Here is a 23,128-nt window from a genome sequence, read left to right as displayed (position 1 = left end):
TAATTCACCTCTACCCTACTTTCAAATAAGCGAGTGATTATCATGAGTGCAGGAAAGAAATTCAGAACCGCATTAGAGAACAACAAACCGCTACAAATTGTCGGCACCATTAACGCCTATACTGCCATGATGGCAAAGGCTATTGGGCACCAAGCGATTTATCTTTCAGGTGGAGGCGTAGCGAATGCGTCTTACGGCCTACCGGACTTAGGCATGACGTCACTTAATGATGTGATTGCAGACGTTCAGCGCATTACCAGCGCGTGCGATCTTCCGCTAATGGTAGACATCGACACCGGTTGGGGCGGAGCATTTAACATTGCCAAAACTATTCGCGACATGGAAAAAGCAGGCGCGGCGGCAGTTCATATGGAAGACCAGGTTGCGCAAAAGCGCTGTGGTCACCGTCCTAACAAAGAAATTGTTAGCACAGAAGAAATGGTAGACCGCATAAAAGCTGCAGTTGACGCCAGAACTGACCCAGACTTTTTCATTATGGCGCGCACCGACGCGTTCGCACAAGAAGGTTTAGACAAAGCCATTGAACGTGCAAAAGCCTATGTTGCAGCAGGTGCTGACGGTATTTTTGCCGAAGCAGTGCAAACCGAAGAACATTACCGTGCATTTGCTGAAGCGCTAGACGTTCCGATCCTTGCCAATATCACTGAGTTCGGCAAAACCGAACTATGGAATAAAGAAGAGCTTGGTGAATGGGGTGCCGACATGGTGCTTTACCCACTAAGTGCATTCCGTGCGATGAATAAAGCAGCAGAAATGGTTTACAAATCTATACTTGAAAACGGCGACCAAAAAGCCGTTGTCGACAGCATGCAGACACGCATGGAACTGTACGATTATCTTGGCTACCACGAGTACGAGCAAAAACTAGATGCTCTATTCGCAGAAGGTAAGAACTAACACGAATACGAAACAGCAGGAAGCGAGTGAGGTGCGAGGCACCATTGAAGTTGAAACGGTACACAGGGCGTTACCACGCCGTGAACCCATCCATGGGGGCTCCGTTTCGGCATCCATGCCTCAAAGGGGTAACGCCCCGTGCACCGCCCCCACTCTCTCGGTGCCTCGCACCCCACTCGCCTGATGAGTTCAATATAGTTTTTATTTCTAAATTTTTAAAAAAGTACCTTACAAATTTTACAAGACCGGAGACAACAAGATGGCTAAACAGTTAAGTGGCGCGGGTTTACGCGGCCAAGTTGCAGGCAAAACAGCATTATCAACCGTAGGTAAATCAGGTTCTGGTTTAACGTATCGTGGCTACGACGTAAAAGACTTAGCGCAAAACTGTCAATTTGAAGAAGTAGCGTACCTTATTCTAAAGGGCAAGCTACCTAACCAGTCTGAGCTAGACGCTTATAAAACAAAACTTCGCAGCATGCGCGGCCTTCCTACCGCGCTTAAAGAAGTGCTAGAGCGCATACCAAAAAATGCTCACCCAATGGACGTACTTCGCACGGGTTGTTCAATGCTAGGTAACCTTGAAATGGAAACCAGCTTCGACCAGCAACAAGATGTTACGGATCGTATGTTAGCTTGCTTCCCAAGTATCATTTGTTACTGGTACCGCTTCTCGCACGACGGCGTGCGCGTAGACGTTGAAACCGATGACGACTCAATTGGAGGTCACTTCCTTCATATGCTTCATGGCGAAAAGCCACGTGAACTTCATGAACAGGTTATGCATGTATCGTTAATTCTTTATGCAGAGCATGAATTTAACGCGTCTACCTTCACTGCACGTGTTTGCGCTTCAACCTTATCTGATATGCATTCTTGTGTAACGGGTGCTATCGGCTCACTTCGCGGCCCGCTTCACGGTGGTGCTAACGAAGCCGCCATGGAAATGATCGAGGGCTTTACCTCTGCTGATGACGCAGAAGAAAAAATGATGGGCATGCTTGAGCGCAAAGAGAAGATCATGGGCTTTGGCCATGCTATTTACTCAGACTCTGACCCGCGTAACGAAATTATCAAGCAATGGTCTGAAAAACTGGCTGCTGATGTGGGTGACGACGTACTTTACCCTGTGTCTGTTCGCTGTGAAGAAGTGATGTGGCGCGAGAAGAAACTTTTCTGTAACGCCGATTTCTTCCATGCCTCTGCGTACAACTTCATGGGTATTCCTACGCCGTTGTTCACACCAATCTTCGTAATGTCTCGTCTAACCGGTTGGGCAGCACACGTTATGGAACAGCGCGCTGACAACCGTATTATTCGTCCGTCAGCAGAATACACAGGCGAAGAACTTCGCCCAGTCCCTGCTATCAGCGAACGCGCTTAAGATTAAGGTTGGGGTTTTATGAATATTGATTACCGTAAACCGCTTCCAAACGCGGGTATCGATTTTTTCGATACCCGTGAAGCGGTAGATGCTATTGAGCCTGGCGCCTACGCCAAGCTGCCTTACACCTCACGTGTACTGGCTGAGAACTTGGTGCGCAAATGCGCCCCTGAAATGCTTACCGACTCACTTAAACAGCTGATTTATCGTAAGCGCGACTTGGACTTTCCGTGGTTTCCTGCTCGCGTAGTGTGTCATGACATTTTAGGTCAAACGGCACTGGTAGACTTAGCGGGGCTTCGCGATGCTATTGCCGCAAAGGGCGGCGATCCGGCGAAGGTTAACCCCGTAGTTCCAACACAGTTGATTGTGGATCACTCATTAGCTGTAGAGCATGCTGGTTTTGAGAAAGACGCGTTTGAAAAAAACCGTGCAATTGAAGACAGACGTAACGACGACCGTTTCCACTTTATCAACTGGACAAAAACGGCATTTAAGAACGTGGATGTTATCCCCCCGGGTAACGGCATTATGCACCAAATCAACTTGGAGCGTATGTCGCCGGTTATTCAAGCTCGCGACGGCGTAGCCTTCCCTGACACGCTAGTAGGTACAGACAGCCATACGCCGCATGTTGATGCACTTGGTGTAATTGCCGTAGGCGTTGGCGGCCTTGAAGCGGAAAGCGTTATGCTAGGCCGGGCGTCTTACATGCGTTTGCCTGACATTGTAGGTGTTGAACTTACCGGCAAACCACAGCCTGGCATTACCGCAACCGACATTGTATTAGCGTTAACTGAATTTTTGCGTAAAGAGCGCGTAGTCTCCGCGTATCTTGAATTCTATGGTGAAGGTGCATCGCACCTAACGCTGGGCGACCGCGCAACCATTTCGAACATGACACCGGAATATGGCGCCACTGCAGCCATGTTCTACATTGACCAGCAAACTATTGATTACTTGCGCCTAACAGGACGTGAGGAAAAGCAAATTGCGCTAGTTGAGCAATATGCTAAGCACACAGGTTTATGGGCTGATGATTTAGAAACTGCCGAGTATGAGCGGGTGCTTACGTTCGACCTTTCTGCTGTTGGACGTAACATGGCTGGCCCTTCTAACCCACACGCACGTTTACCTACCAGCGATTTAGAAAGTCGCGGTATAGCAGCGAAGTGGACCGAGGAGGAAGGCAAAATGCCTGATGGCGCGGTTATTATCGCGGCTATCACAAGTTGTACCAATACATCTAATCCACGCAATGTAATTGCTGCAGGTTTACTTGCTCGAAATGCCAACGCGCGCGGTTTAACCCGTAAGCCGTGGGTTAAGAGCTCACTAGCACCAGGCTCTAAGGCCGTTAAGCTGTATCTTGAAGAAGCTAACCTGATGAGCGAGCTGGAAGATTTAGGCTTTGGCGTGGTTGCCTTTGCGTGTACTACCTGTAACGGTATGAGCGGCGCGCTAGACCCCAAAATTCAGCAAGAGATCATCGACCGCGATCTTTACTCAACAGCAGTATTGTCGGGTAACCGTAACTTCGACGGCCGTATTCACCCTTACGCAAAGCAAGCATTCTTAGCATCGCCACCACTGGTTGTAGCTTACGCCATCGCCGGTACCGTGCGCTTTGATATTGAAAAAGACGTATTGGGCACCGACAAAGAAGGCAACCCAGTAACGCTTAAAGACATTTGGCCAAGCGACGAAGAAATTGACGCTATTGTAGCGAAATCGGTGAAGCCAGAGCACTTCAGAAAAGTGTACGAGCCAATGTTCGACCTTAGCGTTGACTACGGAAAAGACATTAACCCGCTTTATGACTGGCGTGAAATGAGCACCTACATTCGTCGCCCGCCCTATTGGGAAGGCGCAATGGATGCTGAGCGCACCATGAAAGGTATGCGTCCACTGGCTATTTTGGGAGATAACATCACCACCGATCACTTGTCGCCTTCAAACGCTATTTTAGCCAGCAGCGCGGCAGGTGAATACCTCCACAAAATGGGCTTACCGGAAGAAGACTTTAACTCGTATGCCACACACCGTGGTGACCACTTAACCGCACAGCGCGCTACCCTTGCGAACCCGAAAGTGTTCAACGAGATGGTGCTGGAAAACGGTGAAGTGAAGCAAGGTTCACTGGCGCGCGTTGAGCCAGAAGGACAAGTTATGCGCATGTGGGAAGCTATTGAAACCTACATGAACCGCAGACAGCCGCTGATTATTGTTGCTGGCGCTGACTACGGTCAGGGCTCGTCACGAGACTGGGCAGCCAAGGGCGTGCGCCTTGCGGGTGTTGAAGTGATTGTAGCTGAAGGTTTCGAACGTATTCACCGCACTAATCTAATTGGTATGGGCGTATTGCCGCTTGAGTTTAAACCAGGCACAACACGTAAAACCCTAGAGCTAGATGGCACAGAAACGTACGACGTAAGCGGCGAACCGTCACCAGGGGCAACGCTTACGCTAGTAGTAAACCGCCAAAACGGTGAGCAGCTAGAAGTACCGGTAACCTGTCGCTTAGACACAGCAGAAGAAGTCTCTATTTACAGCGCAGGCGGTGTATTACAACGCTTTGCAAAGGACTTCTTAGAAGCTGGAGCTAGCTGAGGGGAAAAAACATGACAAAGTATGCGCCACAACTTCGAGTACCGGCTACCTACATGCGTGGCGGTACCAGTAAGGGTGTGTTTTTCAATTTAACCGATTTGCCAGAAGCCGCGCAAAAGCCAGGGCCGGCGCGCGATGCCCTGCTTCTGCGCGTAATTGGCAGCCCCGATCCGTACGGTAAACAAACCGACGGTATGGGCGGTGCTACATCAAGTACCAGCAAAACCGTTATCTTAAGCAAAAGTGAACGTGAAGGTTACGATGTCGACTACCTATTTGGTCAAGTAGCCATAGACAAGCCATTCGTAGACTGGAGTGGAAACTGCGGAAACCTAACGGCAGCCGTAGGCGCATTTGCGATAACCAATGGGCTAGTGGATAGAAGTAAAATACCAGAAAACGGCATCGCCACCGTCAATATCTGGCAAGCCAATATCAACAAAGCCATTATCGCTAGGGTGCCAATGACTAACGGGGAAGTACAGGAAACCGGCGATTTTGAACTAGACGGTGTCACCTTCCCTGCTGCAGAAGTTGAAGTGGCCTTTGTAGACCCAGCTGACGGTGAAGGGGCAATCTTCCCGACAGGACGATTAGTCGACACACTTGAAGTTCCAGGCGTAGGCTCACTTCAGGCGACCATGATAAACGCGGGTATTCCGACTATTTTCATCAACGCAGAAGATATTGGCTACACAGGCACTGAACTGCAGGATGATATAAACAGCGACTCCGAGGCGCTGTCCAAGTTCGAAGCAATTCGTGCACACGGCGCGGTTCAGATGGGGCTCATCAATGATGTGGGTGAAGCTGCAAACAGGCAGCACACACCAAAAGTCGCGTTCGTTGCACCTCCAAGAGGTTACCAAGCTTCCAGTGGCAAAGATATTTTGGGTTCAGACATTGATGTATTGGTTCGCGCATTGTCTATGGGGAAACTTCATCATGCTATGATGGGCACGGCAGCAGTCGCGATCGCAGCGGCTGCGGCGATACCCGGCACTCTTGTAAATATCGCAGCTGGCGGCGACGAAAGAGACTCGGTTACTTTTGGGCATCCATCTGGAACGCTTAGAGTAGGAGCAAGAGCTACGTTTGAAGACGACAAGTGGCAAATTAAGCAAGCTGTAATGAGCAGAAGCGCACGTATTTTGATGGAAGGCTCCGTGCGTGTTCCCGCTGAACAAAGTTAGTACAACGCAATGTTACATAAGAATAAAATTATTTAGACATAAGTATAAAACGCCCTCTCTTTGAGGGCTTTTTTGTCTATAATTGGTTATTATCGAAGCCTAAGTGCCGAGAGTAAATCACATGTATAAAGTTCTTGTAGTAGAAGACAGTCTCACTGTCCGAAAGATTGTAAACAAACTTATTGAGGATAATCCTCACTTTACGTGTGATCTGTGCGAAGATCTTGCGGAAGCTAAAAGTGCCCTCGAGAGCGATACCGACTACTTGGCAGCTATCGTCGACTTAAACCTTCCCGACGCGCCCAACGGCGAGAGCGTTGAACTTGCACTTTCCTACAACGTTCCAACAATCGTGCTTACTGGGAATTTCGACGAATTTACTCGTGCTCAGCTACTCGATCAGGGCGTACTGGATTACATCACAAAAGAGTCTCGCTATTCATACCTTCAAGTGTCTAAACTTGTAGACCGCTTAAGAAAGAACCTCACTACCAAAGTGTTGGTAGTGGAAGATTCTAGAACGAGCCGAAATCACATTTGCTCATTACTTCGCAAATTCCAATTTCAGGTGCATGAAGCGAACGATGGCTTAGAAGCGTTGGAAGAGCTTGATAATCACCGCGATATTAAAATGGTTATTGCCGATCACCGTATGCCCAATATGGACGGTTATGAACTGGTTAAAGCAATACGCCACGAAAAACGCATGCAAGACTTGGTATTTATCGGTTTATCGGCAAACGGCGATAGCGTGTTGACTTCGAAATTCATTAAAAGCGGCGCCAATGACTTCTTGTCCAAACCGTTTTATCACGAAGAATTCTACTGCAGAATTATGCAAAACCTTGAATCACAAGAAATGATTCAAACTATTAGAAATTCAGCAAACTTAGACCCGCTAACCAAGGTATATAATCGCCGTTTTCTCTACGAAAGAGCAGAAGAGTTATTTGCAAATAAAGCGTCGAGAAAGGATGTCATTGTGTCTATGATCGATGCTGACAACTTCAAGAGCGTAAACGATACGTACGGCCATAAAACGGGTGACATGTTATTGCAGGAATTTGCTGCATTGTTAAAAGATTACTTCCCTGACGACCTAATTGTGCGCTACGGTGGCGAAGAATTTACGGTGGTATCGGTGAGGCCGCCCAAGGTGTATTTATCGGCGCTTTCAGCGTTTATGGATGCAGTGCGCTCTACTATTTTTACCAATCACAAGTTTAATATTACGTGCAGTATTGGTGTATGTACTGAGGAGCACAAGTGCTTGGAGTCGCAGTTAGAAGTGGCTGACGCGCGCTTGTACGAAGCTAAGCACGCGGGCAAAGATCAGGTTATTCTGAGAGACGCAGTCGCCAAAACAGTAGAGGCGTAAATCACTGAGTCTACTGCAGCCAACGCGGCATTAAGTAGCAAACAACGACCAATAAGCAAAAATAGCCAACCAATAGGGTGGCAATCGGCTTATCAATCAGTAAGCGTCGTTGACCAGAGGTGGTGATCGTCGCTGTATCGTTTTTATCATTAGCTGATAAAGCAGACAAGATAATAGCGGGTATCACTGTGCTCGCGAACCCCGTTACATTCCACCAAAACCAAAACACGTCCTCGACAAAAAATGCGAACGACAAATTAGTCAGCACGCCACACATCAGGCCGGTATTGACCTGTGTGGCATTTATCTTCTTCGTTAGCATGCCAAGTAGAAACACAGCCAAGACAGGACCAAAAAAAACAGAGCCCACTTTGTTCACCGCTTCTATTACGGTAGGCGCTATATCGCCAGCGTTGAGCGAAAGCAGCAAAATAATCCCTCCCCAAAGCAAGCCCGCAAACTTAGCATGACTCAGGTAGCCTTCAGGTTTTGCGCGTTTCCGAGTGAGTTTGAAATAATCTTCAAGCGAAACAGCGGCAAGAGAGTTTATTGCTGAGCTCAGTGATGACATGGCTGCAGCAAGAATAGCGACCACAAGCAAGCCGATAAGCCCATGAGGTAAATAATTAAGAATAAAGACCGGCATAAGCCAGTCCGGATTATCTTTAGGAATTTGCGATAGCAAGTTGGCGTCGTTAAACGTTAGTGTGCCGACCACCAAGCCTGCTAAACAATATAGAAGTGTTATAGGGAACCTAAAAATGCCATTGGCTAACATCATCTTTTTAAGATCGCTTTCCGATTTCGCTGACAATGCCCTCTGTGCTTCTGATTGATCACAACCGTAGTATGAGGCGTAAAGGATCACGCCACCTAGCACCATAGGAAAAAAGCCGAAGCCGTCACCATCAAAACCCAGAGATGAAAAATTAAGGGTAGAGACCCGCTCGCTTGGAAGTAACTGTAAAAAATGCTCCCAACCGCCTAATGCGTTAAGACCAAAAGCAATGCAGATAGCTGTGCCCAAAACGATGACAACCATTTGTACCGCGTCACCATATACAACTGCTTTCATGCCTCCTTGTAAGGAGTACAAAACGGTAATCACACCAATGAGTAATATTGCCTGCGTGGATGAAACCTGCATGGTTCCTTGCAATATAATGGATAGCGCGTAAACCATTATGCCGGTAGCGAAGGCCCTGCTAAGTTGAAACACAACACTGATACAAATACGGGTAGAGGTAGAGAAACGTCGCTCAAGATAGTCATAAATACTCACCACACCGCTTCGGTATAATGTAGGCAACACGGTGGTAATGAGTAAAAGCATGGCTAACGGAACTGCTAGTTCATAAGAGAGTCAAATCAGCCCTCCACCCTCACGGAAGCCGACAAATGCAGGAGCGGAAATGAAACTGACCGCCGAGAGTTGCGTCGCCATCACTGAAAGTAACAGCGGTTTCCAACTTAAGCTTCTTCCAGCGAGAAAATAATCTTTCTTTGACTGCTGTCCACGCAAGCTAAAGCCGATGACGAGTAACGTGATGAGGTAAATCGCGATGACACTGTAATCAAGAATATCCATATAGACGCAAGGTTAAGCAACTAAATACCTACCATTACATAAACTCGGTCTATTTGCATAAAAAACGTATAAAAAAGCAGCGCTCAAAGAAACAGTGTACGTTACATCCAAGACCTTCTGGTTGACTCCACCTCGAATAGCACACTATCTGCTAGTTTATTAACGTAGTCTTCTGGTAGAAACGGCACAGTCACCGCCCCCGAAGCCAGTACAAACTTAACGGTGGCATGTTTTCTTCGCTTCATAAACACGCTTTGCTTAACGATAACTTGCTGCGCTTTATAGGGCTCAAAGCATTGATAGTCGATGCCTATTCTACCTCGCCTTATATAAACGTACTTACTGTCGTAGGCTATACCCCATCGCCACCACCTAAGCGTGAGTAACAGCGATACCGCACTAAAGACAACGAGTGAACCTAGCATAATATCTAGATGGGATGACACAGCGCCAATAGTGAAAAAGGTAATAAAAGGCAACGTCCAGCCCGCAAGCAACCAAAAAGTAATAAATCGCTTACTAATGGTTTGATAATCTTGACCTCGCAGGTCACATCCAGGCATCACTTCTTGACTAAGCGCGAAGGCTTCATCTTCGGTTACCGATGGCACAATAAGCTTATTTGGCGACATCAGTTCTTGCATTTGCTGCCCAGCCGTTGAGTTCTGCTCAAAATACAAATTCACCCGCTTTAGTATTTTATCCAGCCAGTCTTGCTTCGCCGTAATCATTTGGATGCGTGAAGCGCGCATGCTGACTTCCAGTTTATTAAGCAAGCCGCTGCGACGGATATAGCGATCACCTGTTCGTGAAAGTGTGTAGCCGTAAAAAGTGAAAAGCGCGCCACCAACACTCAGCAGTGCCACTAACGCCATAAGCATCATGAGAATGACAAAGGCATACAATCCAAATTGCCACCACGCAACCGTTTGTTCACCAACCAGCTGATTAAGCTGCAAGCCTTTATCGGCTAACCACTCTGAAACCAGACCGAACACATCGTCATAGAAAGGTGCCGCAGCACCCAGTATTATCCACACGCGATTGTTGGTGATACCGTGAATAATAATGTCTTTCACGGACCGTCGATTTAATACTTCTTCATTTGAATGGGAAGAATCTACCGCTTTAGCGCGCGTTCGTGGCGTGGGGAAAGATGAACTCTGCTCGTCGGATAAATCTTCATTTGGCAAACAATCCAGGTCACCTTCATCGTGCAGAGCTTTTTCATACAACACCTGCTTTTTTAGCGCTTCAGCATAATCTTCAGGAACCGCTACAATTTTAGCTTCTTCTTTCCCACTTCCTGCGGTATCAAGCACCACTAGCGCGTACCCAAAAGGTCGGTAATAAAAAGGGTGTTCTATCTTAACGTTTTGAATACGCCACAAGGGCAAGTTGGTATAGCGGCGTTGAAACACGCCATGATGAATCTCAACGTGCTGGTTGTGCACGCGAAACTTGTACATTAAAAAGCTTATTACGCCGCTGACACTGGTAGATAGAAAGAGGATTCCAGCACCGATTAGTACTTCAGGCGACAGCAGGTTATCCCAAATATTGAACGATATGGCTAAGGCGGGAATGGAATAAATAAGCACTTGAGCCGAGTTGGTAAAATTGCGAATAGTAAAGTACAAAATAGAAATTAGAGAGAGGCGCTGCCACTCATCACCCGTTTCTACTTTAAGTTTCGGTTCTTCCATATTAGCATCTTGCCCATGGGACTTGAGCGCAGCATCTTCTTTCAGCTCTTTTGACTGATTAAGTGTAGGCGCTTGGTGTGAGGGCGTTTCTGATACCGTCATTAGCGTGCACCTATGTCTTTATGAGCAAGAATGAACTCACGCAACTGCTCTGCCCTTTCAATGCTTAACCCAGGTATTTCAAACGTGTGCATTTCACCACCAGCCGAAAACACCTGAAGTGAGGCAAGACCCGCCCACCTGTCCAATGGACCGCGATTAACCTCTACATGCTGAACACGCAAAATAGGTTGGCACGAAAGTTTTCTAAAAATTAGCCCTGACTGCTTACTGATGTCTTGCTCTCGAATCGCATAAAATATGCGTACATCAGCAAAAAAGTGGTACAGCGCCCATAGAGAGCCTACAGCGACGATACCAGCAACAACATACGGGTAGGCTTGCAGCAGTCCTTCTGGCAATGACCAAAAGCTTTGGAGTCGTAACGCAGAAGCAATACCGATTAGCACTAAGGCTATCAATCCAATGGAGAGGATATTTAGTGTCCGGTACTTTTTGGATATAGGAAGTAATGCGAGCGTTTGAAGTGAGGGAATTTCCTCAACACTGAGCTGATTATTTGAAAACACGGTTTCTTGTTGTGCGCTAATTGTCATCGCATTAATTCCTTTTACCACTGTATAAATAAGTTCAGCCTGCCGCTTTTTTTAAGGAGAGGCTTAGCTACTTAGCAACGCAGCTCTGACCGCTTTATCTAGCGCAGTTTTTATAACAAAAAAGAGGGCAAGCCCTCTTTTTTACGTTACCTATTAAAGAGCGCGTTATGCTAACTAGTCATCAACCTGCTGTTCATTCAGCCAATCGTGTAGTGCCTTCATGTCGTGCTGAACGGCCATTTGTAGCTCTTCCACCCAATCATGCACGTTCTCCCACCAAGTCGGATGGTCGCCTTGCTGAATTTGATTAGCAATACGCTGTACACGAGCCAAACCAACAGAGCCAGCGGCGCCTTTAATTTTGTGAGCCTGTGAGCACACTTCTGACTTTTCGTCCGCACTTAAGCTTAGCTGCAGTATTTCCATGTATTCAGGCATTTTTTCTTGGAATACTTTAACGCTAGCGCGCACCATTTCATCCCCTATGGTATCAACTAACATCTGTAACAAGTCCATATCTAAAATGTTACTTAATGTTTTGTTAGGTTCAGGGCGCTCTACTTCGCCATCAATTTCAAGCGGTGCAGGTGGTGCATGGAACAGCTCGTTAAACACCTCGATAACGCGAGATTTTTTAATCGGCTTCGCAATAACGTCATCCATACCGTTTTCTAAGTATTCATCACGCTTTTTAATGACGTTTGCCGTTAGCGCCACGATGGGCGTTTGCATAACCAGATCTTCTTCAATAATCGTACTTGCCACATCGAATCCTGTCATGTCAGGCAATTGAATATCAAGCAAGATAAGGTCGTATTGGTTTTCCCTGACTTTGTCTATGGCTTCTTGACCGGTCATTGCTACATCGACTTTCTGGCCAAGCTTCTCGAGCAAGGCTTTAGCGACCATGACGTTCAATTCAATATCTTCTACTAACAAGATATTGAGCCCTGTCACTTGAAGCTGCGCGACTTTCATCGGGCTATTAGAAATTTGAACTGGCAACACAATTTCAAAACGGGTGCCTTTACCCACTTTACTTGAAACGTGAATTTCACCTTTCATCAAGTCGACCATTTGCTTACAAATTGCCAATCCAATACCGGTACCTGTGGCCGATTGGTGGTCAGGGTGATCAACCTGATAGTACATGGCAAAAATCTTATCAATTTCGCTTTCAGGAATACCTACGCCCGTGTCTTCAATCACAAATGTTACATACGCCTTATCACCATCAGGTTTCGTCGATGAAACCGTTAAACTTACGTGACCTTTTTGTGTGAACTTCACTGCGTTAAACAGGATGTTCCATAATATCTGACGAAGGCGCGTACCATCTATTTCAACAAGACGGGGAAGCGGCTCGTTAATTGTCGTTTTAAGCTCTAGCTGTTTGTCGGCTGCAAGTAGACGAATAATGCTGCTAAGTTCTTCGGTAAAGTCTTTCAACGATATGGTTTTTAGACTCAGCTCAAGCTTATCTCTGTCTAACTTATCAAGGTCGATAATATCGTTAAAAATATTACCTAATGTTATAGCGCTGGCGTATATCGTACTTACCCAGTTAAATTGTTCTTCACTCAACTCGGTATCACGCAGCATACGGCTTAAGCCCACAATACCGTTTAGCGGTGTGCGTAGCTCATGACTTATGGTTGCGATAAAGCGAGTTTTGTCGGTACTTGCTTTTGCAGCAGCATTTTCAGCTTGCTTACGCTCAGTCATGTCTCGACCGAACGACAACAAGCCGAGGCGATTACCGTCTTTATCGAAGAAAGGTACACGCTTCATTTCGAAGTAACGACGACGTCCATCAGCAAAGCGAAGCCACAGCTCTTCTGTGATACTGGCGTTGGTTTCTAGAACTTCGTGATCACTCGCTACAATTTGGCGGGCAAGCTCTTCCTCATATACGTCTTTTGGCGTTAAGCCAAGCAGCTCTTGCTCGGTTTTGCCCGTCATAAGCTCCGCTATACGGTTACAACCAGCAAACCTGCCTTCTTCATTTCGGTAATATATTAAGTCTGGTGAGGCATCGATGATTGAACGTAACAAGGTTGATAAGCGGCGTGCTTGTGCTTCTTGTTCTGATTTATCCTGAATTTCTTTTTCTAAGTCTTTAAACAGCGCCTCACGCTCTTCTTGTGCTTGCTTGCGCTGCTCTATCTCGTGATTAAGCTGTCTGATGTTGCTTTGAAGTTCGCGGTTAAGAAAGACATCTTCTTCACGCAAACTTTCCAACTGGCTTACCACTTCCTTTAAGTTGGTACGTGAGTTTTCTAATTGCTTGATTAACTCACTAAAGAAATAAAGTACCCAAGGCGCAGATAACATGGTCAGTACTACAGCACTGATGAAGTCATCGGGCTGAACCTGGCTTCCCATGCTCACGCGAATTACGTATGAGCCCCCTAGCGTAAACACAAGCGAAAGAACAACAAACAATATGCTGAGCTTTAGAGTGCCAAAACGCTGAACAAATTGGGCAAAGCGAATTGCCCAAGAATCGTTTGGTGAATCTGAATGCATGTACGTCTAATTTAAGCTTATTTTGCGGTTATCCTATCAGGCTTTCCTCTTTTCGGGAATGCGGTTTGTCAAAGCATAACTCTGTGGCCCTGCTCAGAATTAGGATTTGAAAGGCGACTTTTCAGTAATTTCATTAATGTATTTGGTATTCACCCATCCCACCTTCGTGTAAGACACTTTCGCCCACTCCCCTCGCTTTTCCAGTATTTTTAGCACTTCGCCCTTATTCAAACCGTTCTCGACAGTTGGGTACGAAACATCTGGCCCTTTTCTCACATTCAGCGAATTGGCACTTACATTGGCCACCCGCTTTACAGGGCTAGCGAGATCCCGCTGAATTTGATCATGCGCCTCTCGCTGTGAATTCGAATCACTTGACTCAGTTGCCCACCTTTCACTATCACTTTGCAAAACAGCGGCTTTGAGTCTTTGAAGGGGAAAAGCGGGGCCAGGATCGACCTTTCGTGACGGCGCTATTTCTTCGTGCCCGACGATAGTAGAGATGTTGTAGTGGCTACACAACGCTTTACACAGCGATAGCGTCCTAACAATTTGTACGTCGGTGTACTTGTGCCAATAGCCCATAGACTGTTGGTTAATGTGCTGGGCAGCTAATACTTCATTCTCGCCAAAAATTTCGCCAAACCAACTTTCAAAGGTGCCGTCTCCTCTAGCCTTAAGCTGGCCGGCATTGTCTAATTCAATGCCGATAGAGTACTGATTCAAGCCACTACGCCCCTCGTAATAACTTTCTCCTGCGTGCCACGCTATTTTATTAGTCGGAAGCATTTGAACAATGTCACCATTGCGTCCAACGGCAAAGTGAGCTGACACACCGCTATCGGCATTGGTCAAGACATTCACCGAAGATGAAAGGCTACTACCGGCGGTAAAATGAATAACAATAGTATCGGGAGATCCAGATTGAAAACGCCCAGATGTGTTAGGAGAAAGCCTGAAGGTGATATTGTCGTCAGTTAGAATATGATCATCTATACTAAATAAAGGCAGTGGTGAAGCATGTAGTGTATTCATACAATAATCCTTATTGTCTTAACAGCACGCCACCACAGTGAATTTTTATTCTTCGCCTTCCACATAAGCGTACACTCAATTCACACACAAGGCTCTCTATCAACATCCTTCAGCGCACCACGAGCCTTACCTGTGGTTAATTTTCAATCAATATAGCAAACTACTTATATTAGTGGAACCATAGCTTTACAAATTAATAAAAATACACCGCAAACCGCTATTGACAACATAAAACATCAATTTCAAAGCATATTTATTCATTAATAAAACGCAAATGAGAAGTAATATCATTTATAAGGGGTGAATTATTCACTTTGCAATACTGATAACATTTTTGTTACAAACATAAATGACGACCCGTAAGTAACTGATTAATATATATTTAATTATATTTATACTAATTCACTATAAAGCTTATACTTTTAGCGTTTGATTTTAGTTTTTAATGTGGGTATTTTGTACGGCCCGCATCGCAATAATGCATAAAAATGCGGAAACGACTGGAATCCTCTAATAATAAAATAACGACAAGAAAGGCGCACGCCGCGAGCAATACCGCTCGCAGGCATAAAAGACGTCTAATAATGTTGTGATACGCAAACCTAGGCGCATCTACACGCAACGCATACCTTGCCCAGTCAAAAGGTTGAAGGAGTTAAGAGATGAGTTTATATAATCCCAATGATTCCCGGGACAACTGTGGGTTTGGCTTAATCGCTCACACTCATGGGGAAGCCAGTCATGAATTGGTAACTACTGCAATACACGGTCTTGACCGTATGCAGCATCGTGGCGGTATCGCCGCCGACGGGAAAACCGGTGACGGCTGTGGTTTATTACTACAGAAACCGGATGCGTTCTTCCATGCAATCGCCGAAGAAAATGGCTGGAAACTCAGCAAAAAATACGGCGTGGGCATGATTTTCTTAAGTCAGGACCCGGTACTTGCGCAAGCCGCGCGTGAAGTACTTAATGAAGAACTAGAAAAAGAAACACTTTCAGTAGTGGGTTGGCGCGAAGTGCCTGTCGACCACTCAGTACTGGGTGAATTAGCGCTAACGGGTGTTCCACAAATTGAACAGGTATTTGTGAACGCGCCAGCAGGTTGGAGAAAACGCGACCTTGAGCGTCGTTTGTATATGATCCGCCGCCGCGCTGAAAAACGTCTTGAGAAAGATCCCGATTTTTACGTAGCTTGTTTGTCGGGCTTGGTAACGATCTACAAAGGTTTGGTAATGCCAAAAGATTTACCCGCCTTTTATCACGATCTTGCCGATGAGCGTATGCAAAGCGCAATTTGCGTTTTCCACCAACGCTTTTCAACAAATACACTACCACGCTGGCCGCTTGCTCAGCCTTTCCGCTTCCTTGCGCACAACGGTGAAATTAACACCATTAAAGGAAACCGCGACTGGGCCATGGCACGTGCTGCTAAATTCGCAACGCCACTTATTCCAGATCTTAAAGATGCAGCCCCTTTCGTTAATACTGAAGGATCGGACTCATCCTCGCTGGATAACATGCTGGAGCTATTCTTAGCCGGCGGTATGGATTTATTCCGTGCTATGCGGTTACTTGTTCCACCCGCCTATCAAAACAACAAGACCATGGACGATGATCTTCGTGCATTTTACGAGTTCAACTCTATGCACATGGAACCATGGGATGGCCCAGCGGGTATCGTTTTAACTAACGGTCGCCACGTTGCCTGTAACCTTGATAGAAATGGTCTACGTCCTGCACGTTACGTTATTACTAAGAACGGTTTCATTACCCTAGCCTCAGAAGTAGGTATCTGGGATTACGAGCAAGCTGACGTAATTGAAAAAGGCCGTGTAGGCCCAGGTGAAATGCTTGCTGTAGACACTTACACAGGCAAAATCTGGCGCTCTACTGAAATTGATGAAGACTTAAAAGCACGCCATCCTTATAAAGAGTGGCTAGACAAGCATATTCGTCGACTTACACCAATTGAAAAGCTTGACGCGTCATTAATTGGTGAACGTGTGTTTGACGACGATGCCATGGCGGTGTACCACAAGCTACACGCCTACAGCTATGAAGAAATTCAACAAGTTGTAAAAGTACTTGCGAAAGACGGTCAAGAAGCCGTTGGCTCAATGGGTGATGACACGCCAATGGCGGTTATGTCATCTCGTCAGCGTACGGTTTACGACTATTTCCGTCAGCAATTTGCACAGGTAACTAACCCGCCAATCGATCCGCTACGTGAAAACCACGTTATGTCGTTGGCAACCTGTATTGGCCGCGAGCAAAACGTATTTAGCGAAACCTCAGGTTACGCTGACCGCGTATTGTTTGACTCGCCAGTGCTAATGTATACCGACCTTAAGCAACTGCGCGAATTTAACCCAGACAACTACTACTCAGAAGTCGTGGAGCTTCAGTATGCGCCGCAAGAAGGTTTGAAGAAAGCCATCGAGCGCGTGTGTAACGAAGTAGAAATGCTGGTTAAAAACAAGCGTGCTGCATTCGTTATTCTGTCTGACAGAAACATTAAACAAAATCGCTTGGTTATCCCTGCTGCAATGGCAGTTGGTGCGGTACAACGTCGCTTAGTTGAAAAGTCATTGCGCTGCGATGCTAACGTTGTTGTTGAGACAGCAAGTGCCCGCGATCCACACCATTTCGCGGTGTTGATTGGCTTAGGTGTCACTGCGGTTTACCCATTCCTAGCATATGAAACTATTGAGCAGCTTTGTGAAAAAGGCGAGCTAGATATTTCTCCTATGCAGGCCACGTTGAACTACCGTAAGGGTATCAACAAAGGCTTGTACAAGATCATGTCGAAAATGGGTATTAGCACTGTTGCTAGCTACCGTAGCTCTAAACTGTTTGAAGCAGTGGGTATTAACAACGAAGTGATGAAGTTATGCTTTAAAGGTGTGACCTCACGCATTCAAGGTGCGGGCTTCGATGATTTCCAGCAAGATCTTATCAACCTAAACCGTATTGCTTGGCTTAAGCGTAAATCTGTCGATCACGGCGGCTTGCTTAAATACGTGCACGGTGGCGAATATCACGCCTATAACCCAGACGTAGTCAGTACGCTTCAAAAGGCTGTGGTGTCTGGTAACTACGACGACTACCAGCAATATGCGAAGCTTGTTAACGAGCGTGCGCCTGCGCACATTCGCGACTTGCTAGCAATAAACCCTGATTGCGACCCTATTGATATTAGCGAAGTAGAAGCACCGGAAAACTTATTCCCACGCTTCGATACTGCAGCTATGTCAATTGGTGCACTAAGCCCTGAAGCGCATGAAGCGCTAGCGATTGCCATGAACCGCCTGGGCGGTCAGTCTAACTCTGGGGAAGGTGGCGAACACCCTTCTCGCTTTGGAACTGAAAAGAACTCTAAAATTAAGCAGGTGGCTTCAGGTCGCTTTGGTGTAACGCCTCACTATTTGGTTAACGCAAACGTTATTCAAATTAAAGTGGCGCAGGGTGCAAAACCGGGTGAAGGCGGTCAGCTTCCCGGCGATAAGGTAAATAAATACATCGCACAGCTACGTTTCTCTGTGCCGGGTGTAACCCTTATTTCACCACCTCCACACCACGATATTTACTCAATTGAAGATTTGGCACAGCTAATTTTCGATTTGAAACAGGTTAATCCAACGGCACTTATATCCGTTAAGCTAGTATCTGAGCCGGGTGTTGGCACCATTGCAACAGGTGTAGCGAAAGCCTATGCCGACCTTATCACCGTTTCAGGTTACGACGGCGGTACAGGTGCAAGCCCGCTAACATCAGTTAAGTATGCGGGTAGCCCATTTGAGCTTGGTTTATCTGAAACTCAGCAAGCGCTTATTGAAAACGGCTTACGTCACAAAGTACGCGTTCAAACCGACGGTGGTTTGAAAACAGGCTTAGACGTAGTAAAAGCCGGTATTTTAGGCGCTGAGAGCTTTGGTTTTGGTACAGGTCCAATGGTAGCGCTTGGTTGTAAATACCTACGTATTTGTCACCTAAACAACTGTGCGACCGGTGTTGCAACGCAGGATCAAAAACTGCGTGACGACCACTTCATTGGCTTACCTGATATGGTAATGAACTACTTCAAGTTTATTGCTCAAGAAGTGCGTGAAATCATGGCGTCTATGGGTATTGCTAAGTTCGACGACCTTGTTGGTCGCACAGAGCTACTTAAAGTTCTAGATGGCATTACCGCTAAGCAAAACCGTTTAGATTTGTCGCCACTATTAGCGCAACCTAAAGCAGGCGACCATACGCGCTTATTCTGCTCACAAACGACCAACGCACCTATCGATAAAGGTGAATTGAACGCGCAGATGCTTAAAGATGGCCAGCAAGCGGTTGTTGACGGTAAATCTATTACACTCAAATACCCAATCCGCAATACGGATCGCTCTGTCGGCGCATTGCTATCAGGTGAAATCGCTAAGCACCACGGTAACCACGACTTTGAAGATACACCTATCAAGGTTGAACTTACTGGTACAGCAGGCCAGAGCTTTGGCGTTTGGAACGCTGGTGGACTACACATGCATCTTGAAGGCGATGCCAACGATTACGTAGGTAAAGGCATGACAGGCGGTAAGCTTGTTATCCACCCGCCGCGCGATATCTCGTATGACGCCCACGATAGCGCCATTATGGGCAACACCTGCCTTTACGGTGCGACAGGCGGTAAGCTGTTTGCAGCTGGTCGTGCTGGTGAGCGCTTTGGCGTACGTAATTCAGGTGCTATCGCGGTAGTTGAAGGCATTGGCGATAACGGCTGTGAATATATGACAGGCGGTATCGTGGCAGTTCTTGGTCCGGTAGGTGTGAATTTCGGTGCCGGTATGACAGGTGGTTTCGCTTATCTTATGGATGATGGCGACGACCTTGATAACCGTGTAAATGCCGAGCTTGTTGATGTTATGCCTATTGAAGACAAAGCGATTCTTGCTGAGCACTTACGTGGCTTAATCAATCAGCATTACGAAGAAACAGGAAGTGAGCACTCGTTGTCGTTGCTTACTGATTTCGCCGCAACGCTGAAACGCTTCAAGCTTATTAAGCCCAAAACCAGTGATGTGAAAAACTTGCTTGGTCACATCAGTCGTTCAAGTGCTGAATTACGCATTCAGGCTCAGTAGGAGGATTTAGTTTATGGCAAAGAACGTATATCAATTTGTCGATGTTGAACGTATTGATCCGCCTAAAAAGCCGATCATGGTACGTAAACATGAGTTCGCGGAAATTTATCAGCCGCTAAGCCAATCTCAAACCGAAGGCCAAGCAGATCGCTGCTTGGACTGCGGTAACCCATACTGTGAATGGAAGTGCCCAGTGCACAACTACATTCCTCAGTGGTTAAGCTTGGCAAATGAAGGCCGCATCCTAGAAGCTGCGGAACTTTCTCACAAAACAAACAGTTTGCCTGAAGTATGTGGCCGTGTATGTCCACAAGACAGACTGTGCGAAGGTGCGTGTACGCTGAATGACGATTTTGGTGCGGTAACTATCGGTAGTATTGAAAAGTACATTACCGATACGGCATTCAAAATGGGCTGGCGCCCAGATATGTCTGACGTGGTATGGACCGACAAGAAAGTAGCAATTGTAGGTGCAGGCCCTGCGGGTCTTGCATGTGCTGATATATTAGTTCGTAACGGCGTTAAACCTGTTGTTTACGACAAATACGAAGAAATTGGTGGCCTACTTACATTCGGTATTCCGTCTTTCAAATTAGAGAAAGATGTAATCAAGCTACGCCGCCAAATCTTTACCGAGATGGGTGTTGAGTTCGTACTTAACACAGAAATTGGTAAAGACATCCAGTTCCAGGATTTGCTTGATAAATACGATGCAGTATTTCTGGGCATGGGAACGTACAAGTCGATGCAAGGTGGTTTCGATAACGAACACGTTGAAGGCGTATATGATGCACTTCCTTTCCTTATCGCCAACACCAACCGCGTAATGGGCCTTGAAAAAGATCCTGCTGATTTTGTTGATATGAAAGGCAAGCGTGTGGTTGTGCTAGGTGGTGGTGATACCACCATGGACTGTGTACGCACCTCAGTTCGTCAAGACGCTGCGCAAGTAACCTGTGCATATCGTCGTGACGAAGAAAGTATGCCTGGTTCACGCCGCGAAGTTGTTAATGCGAAAGAAGAAGGCGTTGAGTTTAAATTCAACCTACAGCCTCTTGATATAGCCGTTGATGAAAACGGAAAAGCCTGTGGCGTTAAGTTCGTGAAAACTGAAATGGGGCCGCCAGATGTAAATGGTCGTCGCCGCCCTGTTGAAGTAGAGGGTTCAGAGCACGTACTAGAAGCTGACGCGGTAATTATTGCTTTCGGCTTCCAGCCAAGCCCTGCGCCATGGTTTGCTGACTTCGGCATTATGCTTGATGAAAAAGGTCGCGTACGCGCGCCATCTGCTGGCAAATTTGCTTACCAGACCTCTCACCCGCAAGTCTTTGCCGGTGGCGATATGGTACGTGGTAGTGACTTGGTTGTTACTGCTATCGACGAAGGCCGTAAAGCCGCAGAAGGGATTATGGACTATATTGGCGTTTAACCTTCGCTAACTAAGGCCTATTGTCCATTCACGAAAAGCTCGATAGTTCTGCTATCGAGCTTTTTTTATGCACACTTCGATAATACGGAAAACGCTAAAAGTATACGTTAATAGACCAAGGTTTAGTTGAAGCGCGAGCGTTACGACTCTACTATCGTTTAAGCAATTAAAGACATCGCACATCGGGTGAAGAATCTATCTATGCAGCATTTAAACATTAAGAAACTTACATTGTGTCTAACATTGGCGATAGCAGCGAGCAATGCCAGCTTAGCTGATACCATTGCTGTTGACGCTTCATTAAATGCGCAAGTTAACAACCAAACTAAGAAACAAAGCGTCAACTCTTCACCTAGTAAGCCAAGCATCATGTCTTGCCCTTCTGATTTTCAGCAAGTTAAGATTTCTGATGATGCAAGACAATGCCAAGCATTTGACGAAAGCAAGACGGCTGTGATGGTTTACCACTCTCCTCGCTCCCCGAGTGAATTACTGAATGTTTACCAAACGGCGCACCCCGCTTTAAAAACTCACACGCCAGTTAGCGGCCGCACGTTGTTATCCTCAGAAGATAAAGGGGTCAGAGTAATAATCAGCCCAGATAATACTGGCTCTCAAGTGGATATTCTTGTTACATCCACAACGAAATAAGCCCTTTTAGCAAGACAACTACGAAATCTACTCATGTTGGCATCTGCTTTGCAAAATCATCAATAACTACTCCACGGTAACAGTGAGTGTCATTTTTATGACGCTTAAACTGCAAACGGAGCCCAAGCTTTTTTCGATATAAACACTTTAGCGGGCTTCTTTATTATGCATTCCGTGGGCTTTAACTATTGAAATTTGCGAGGGTTACGATGGAATTGGCAATTATTCTAATGATGTTACTTATTGTCGTTGCACTGGGTGCCATAAAGTTGTCAGACGGCGGTGTCGCATTTCCATTTAGGCGAAAGCCGCAATTGTTCACCCCCGTTGAGCACTCTTTTTTAAACCTTATCGAACAGGCTATGGGAAGAGAGTTTCGCATAGTGTGCCGTGTGCGTCTTAACGATTTAGTGGCGGTTCGCCAGTCTGCAAATAAAAAGACGGCAAGCCAAGCCATCAGCAGAGCTTCTAGCAGACAGCTCGACTTTGTATTAGTAGATAAACACGACATGAGTCCTGTTCTTGCTATCGACTTAGTTCATAGCCAAGGCAAAGATGGTTATAAATCACAAAAAGACTGGTTTGTAACCGGAGCACTTGATGCTGCCGGCCTTCCTCACGCAAGAATTAAAGTGAAGTCTGGTTATACCGTTGACGATATTCGCGAGTGTTTGGAAAACAAACTCATTCCTTATCGCCGTTTACAGCAAAAAATGGCACAGCTGCCAACGCATAATCCAGAGCCACCAAAGCGCCCGACTCGCCCAGTGCGTTCAAGCAGACCAGCTGCAGCTTAAGACATAACCCAACTTCCCCTGGCCTTTGTTGCTTTGCTATTTTCTTACTCTCAAATAGCGGTAACAGAGGCATTTTTCTGTCAGTTTGCCCGTTTTCCTTATACAATTAATCCATTCGTTAAACT

General features: G+C 46.3%; 13 protein-coding genes and 1 pseudogene. 9 read left to right on the top strand and 5 right to left on the bottom strand.

The genetic code is table 11. The features are described from left to right. Window positions 1-42: 42 nt before the first annotated feature. The 5 genes from prpB (at window position 43) to MHM99_RS05630 (ending at window position 7,483) form a co-directional block, all read left to right on the top strand. Window positions 43-918 carry a methylisocitrate lyase gene (prpB, locus tag MHM99_RS05650; protein WP_014950533.1) on the top strand — a complete coding sequence of 292 codons (876 nt, stop codon included), beginning with the start codon at window positions 43-45 and terminating at the stop codon, window positions 916-918. A gap of 259 nt (window positions 919-1,177) precedes the next feature. After that, window positions 1,178-2,302 (top strand): 2-methylcitrate synthase, encoded by a 1,125-nt coding sequence (gene prpC / locus MHM99_RS05645; protein ID WP_061095772.1) that lies wholly within the window; start codon window positions 1,178-1,180, stop codon window positions 2,300-2,302. Window positions 2,303-2,320: 18 nt separating this feature from the next. Continuing rightward, window positions 2,321-4,912 (top strand): Fe/S-dependent 2-methylisocitrate dehydratase AcnD, encoded by a 2,592-nt coding sequence (gene acnD / locus MHM99_RS05640; protein WP_239218482.1) that lies wholly within the window; start codon window positions 2,321-2,323, stop codon window positions 4,910-4,912. 11 nt (window positions 4,913-4,923) lie between these two features. Next, on the top strand, window positions 4,924-6,105 hold the full coding sequence (gene prpF, locus MHM99_RS05635; RefSeq protein ID WP_168462803.1) for a 2-methylaconitate cis-trans isomerase PrpF: 1,182 nt from the start codon (window positions 4,924-4,926) through the stop codon (window positions 6,103-6,105). Window positions 6,106-6,226: 121 nt separating this feature from the next. Next, window positions 6,227-7,483 (top strand): response regulator, encoded by a 1,257-nt coding sequence (locus MHM99_RS05630; protein ID WP_049588096.1) that lies wholly within the window; start codon window positions 6,227-6,229, stop codon window positions 7,481-7,483. A gap of 10 nt (window positions 7,484-7,493) precedes the next feature. Here MHM99_RS05630 and MHM99_RS05625 read toward each other — a convergent pair. The 5 genes and pseudogenes from MHM99_RS05625 to MHM99_RS05605 form a co-directional block, all read right to left on the bottom strand. Next, window positions 7,494-9,071, bottom strand: a pseudogene (locus MHM99_RS05625) (sodium/solute symporter). A gap of 101 nt (window positions 9,072-9,172) precedes the next feature. Beyond that, the gene (locus tag MHM99_RS05620; protein WP_239218480.1) at window positions 9,173-10,879 is read right to left on the bottom strand and encodes a PH domain-containing protein; all 1,707 of its coding nucleotides are present in this window, start codon (window positions 10,877-10,879) and stop codon (window positions 9,173-9,175) included. Further along, window positions 10,879-11,433, bottom strand: a complete 555-nt coding sequence (locus MHM99_RS05615; protein WP_049588103.1) for a PH domain-containing protein — start codon at window positions 11,431-11,433, stop codon at window positions 10,879-10,881. Before MHM99_RS05615 ends, MHM99_RS05620 begins: the two co-directional genes overlap by 1 nt. Window positions 11,434-11,607: 174 nt before the next feature. Then, window positions 11,608-13,962, bottom strand: a complete 2,355-nt coding sequence (gene arcB, locus MHM99_RS05610; RefSeq protein ID WP_014950541.1) for an aerobic respiration two-component sensor histidine kinase ArcB — start codon at window positions 13,960-13,962, stop codon at window positions 11,608-11,610. Window positions 13,963-14,061: 99 nt separating this feature from the next. Next, entirely contained in the window at window positions 14,062-14,997 is a 936-nt protein-coding gene (locus tag MHM99_RS05605) for an N-acetylmuramoyl-L-alanine amidase (protein WP_239218478.1), read from the bottom strand. Window positions 14,998-15,659: 662 nt separating this feature from the next. On the opposite strand from MHM99_RS05605, the gene gltB reads away from it, so the two are divergent. From gltB to MHM99_RS05585, 4 genes are all read left to right on the top strand, one after another. Next, window positions 15,660-20,126 (top strand): glutamate synthase large subunit, encoded by a 4,467-nt coding sequence (gene gltB, locus MHM99_RS05600; protein ID WP_239218476.1) that lies wholly within the window; start codon window positions 15,660-15,662, stop codon window positions 20,124-20,126. A gap of 13 nt (window positions 20,127-20,139) precedes the next feature. Then, window positions 20,140-21,555 (top strand): FAD-dependent oxidoreductase, encoded by a 1,416-nt coding sequence (locus MHM99_RS05595; RefSeq protein ID WP_239218474.1) that lies wholly within the window; start codon window positions 20,140-20,142, stop codon window positions 21,553-21,555. Between the two features lie 201 nt (window positions 21,556-21,756). Next, window positions 21,757-22,206 (top strand): hypothetical protein, encoded by a 450-nt coding sequence (locus MHM99_RS05590; RefSeq protein ID WP_039235270.1) that lies wholly within the window; start codon window positions 21,757-21,759, stop codon window positions 22,204-22,206. Between the two features lie 209 nt (window positions 22,207-22,415). After that, a complete protein-coding gene (locus tag MHM99_RS05585) occupies window positions 22,416-23,003 on the top strand; it encodes a DUF2726 domain-containing protein (RefSeq protein WP_014950547.1) in 588 nt (195 codons plus the stop codon). Window positions 23,004-23,128 lie beyond the last annotated feature (125 nt).

Source organism: Alteromonas sp. MmMcT2-2 (assembly GCF_022348305.1).
Classification (GTDB): Bacteria; Pseudomonadota; Gammaproteobacteria; order Enterobacterales; family Alteromonadaceae; genus Alteromonas; species Alteromonas macleodii.
The sequence above is the reverse complement of the archived record's forward strand: the minus strand, read 5'-3'. Positions and strand labels throughout refer to the sequence as shown.

Bases quoted from the DNA above. Each gene is read 5' to 3' on its own strand.
- MHM99_RS05615 (WP_049588103.1), bottom strand. From the start codon at position 11,433: ATGACAATTAGCGCACAACAAGAAACCGTGTTTTCAAATAATCAGCTC.
- prpC (WP_061095772.1), top strand. From the start codon at position 1,178: ATGGCTAAACAGTTAAGTGGCGCGGGTTTACGCGGCCAAGTTGCAGGC.
- prpB (WP_014950533.1), top strand. From the start codon at position 43: ATGAGTGCAGGAAAGAAATTCAGAACCGCATTAGAGAACAACAAACCG.
- MHM99_RS05590 (WP_039235270.1), top strand. From the start codon at position 21,757: ATGCAGCATTTAAACATTAAGAAACTTACATTGTGTCTAACATTGGCG.
- MHM99_RS05630 (WP_049588096.1), top strand. From the start codon at position 6,227: ATGTATAAAGTTCTTGTAGTAGAAGACAGTCTCACTGTCCGAAAGATT.
- prpF (WP_168462803.1), top strand. From the start codon at position 4,924: ATGACAAAGTATGCGCCACAACTTCGAGTACCGGCTACCTACATGCGT.
- gltB (WP_239218476.1), top strand. From the start codon at position 15,660: ATGAGTTTATATAATCCCAATGATTCCCGGGACAACTGTGGGTTTGGC.
- MHM99_RS05605 (WP_239218478.1), bottom strand. From the start codon at position 14,997: ATGAATACACTACATGCTTCACCACTGCCTTTATTTAGTATAGATGAT.
- acnD (WP_239218482.1), top strand. From the start codon at position 2,321: ATGAATATTGATTACCGTAAACCGCTTCCAAACGCGGGTATCGATTTT.
- MHM99_RS05595 (WP_239218474.1), top strand. From the start codon at position 20,140: ATGGCAAAGAACGTATATCAATTTGTCGATGTTGAACGTATTGATCCG.
- arcB (WP_014950541.1), bottom strand. From the start codon at position 13,962: ATGCATTCAGATTCACCAAACGATTCTTGGGCAATTCGCTTTGCCCAA.
- MHM99_RS05585 (WP_014950547.1), top strand. From the start codon at position 22,416: ATGGAATTGGCAATTATTCTAATGATGTTACTTATTGTCGTTGCACTG.
- MHM99_RS05620 (WP_239218480.1), bottom strand. From the start codon at position 10,879: ATGACGGTATCAGAAACGCCCTCACACCAAGCGCCTACACTTAATCAG.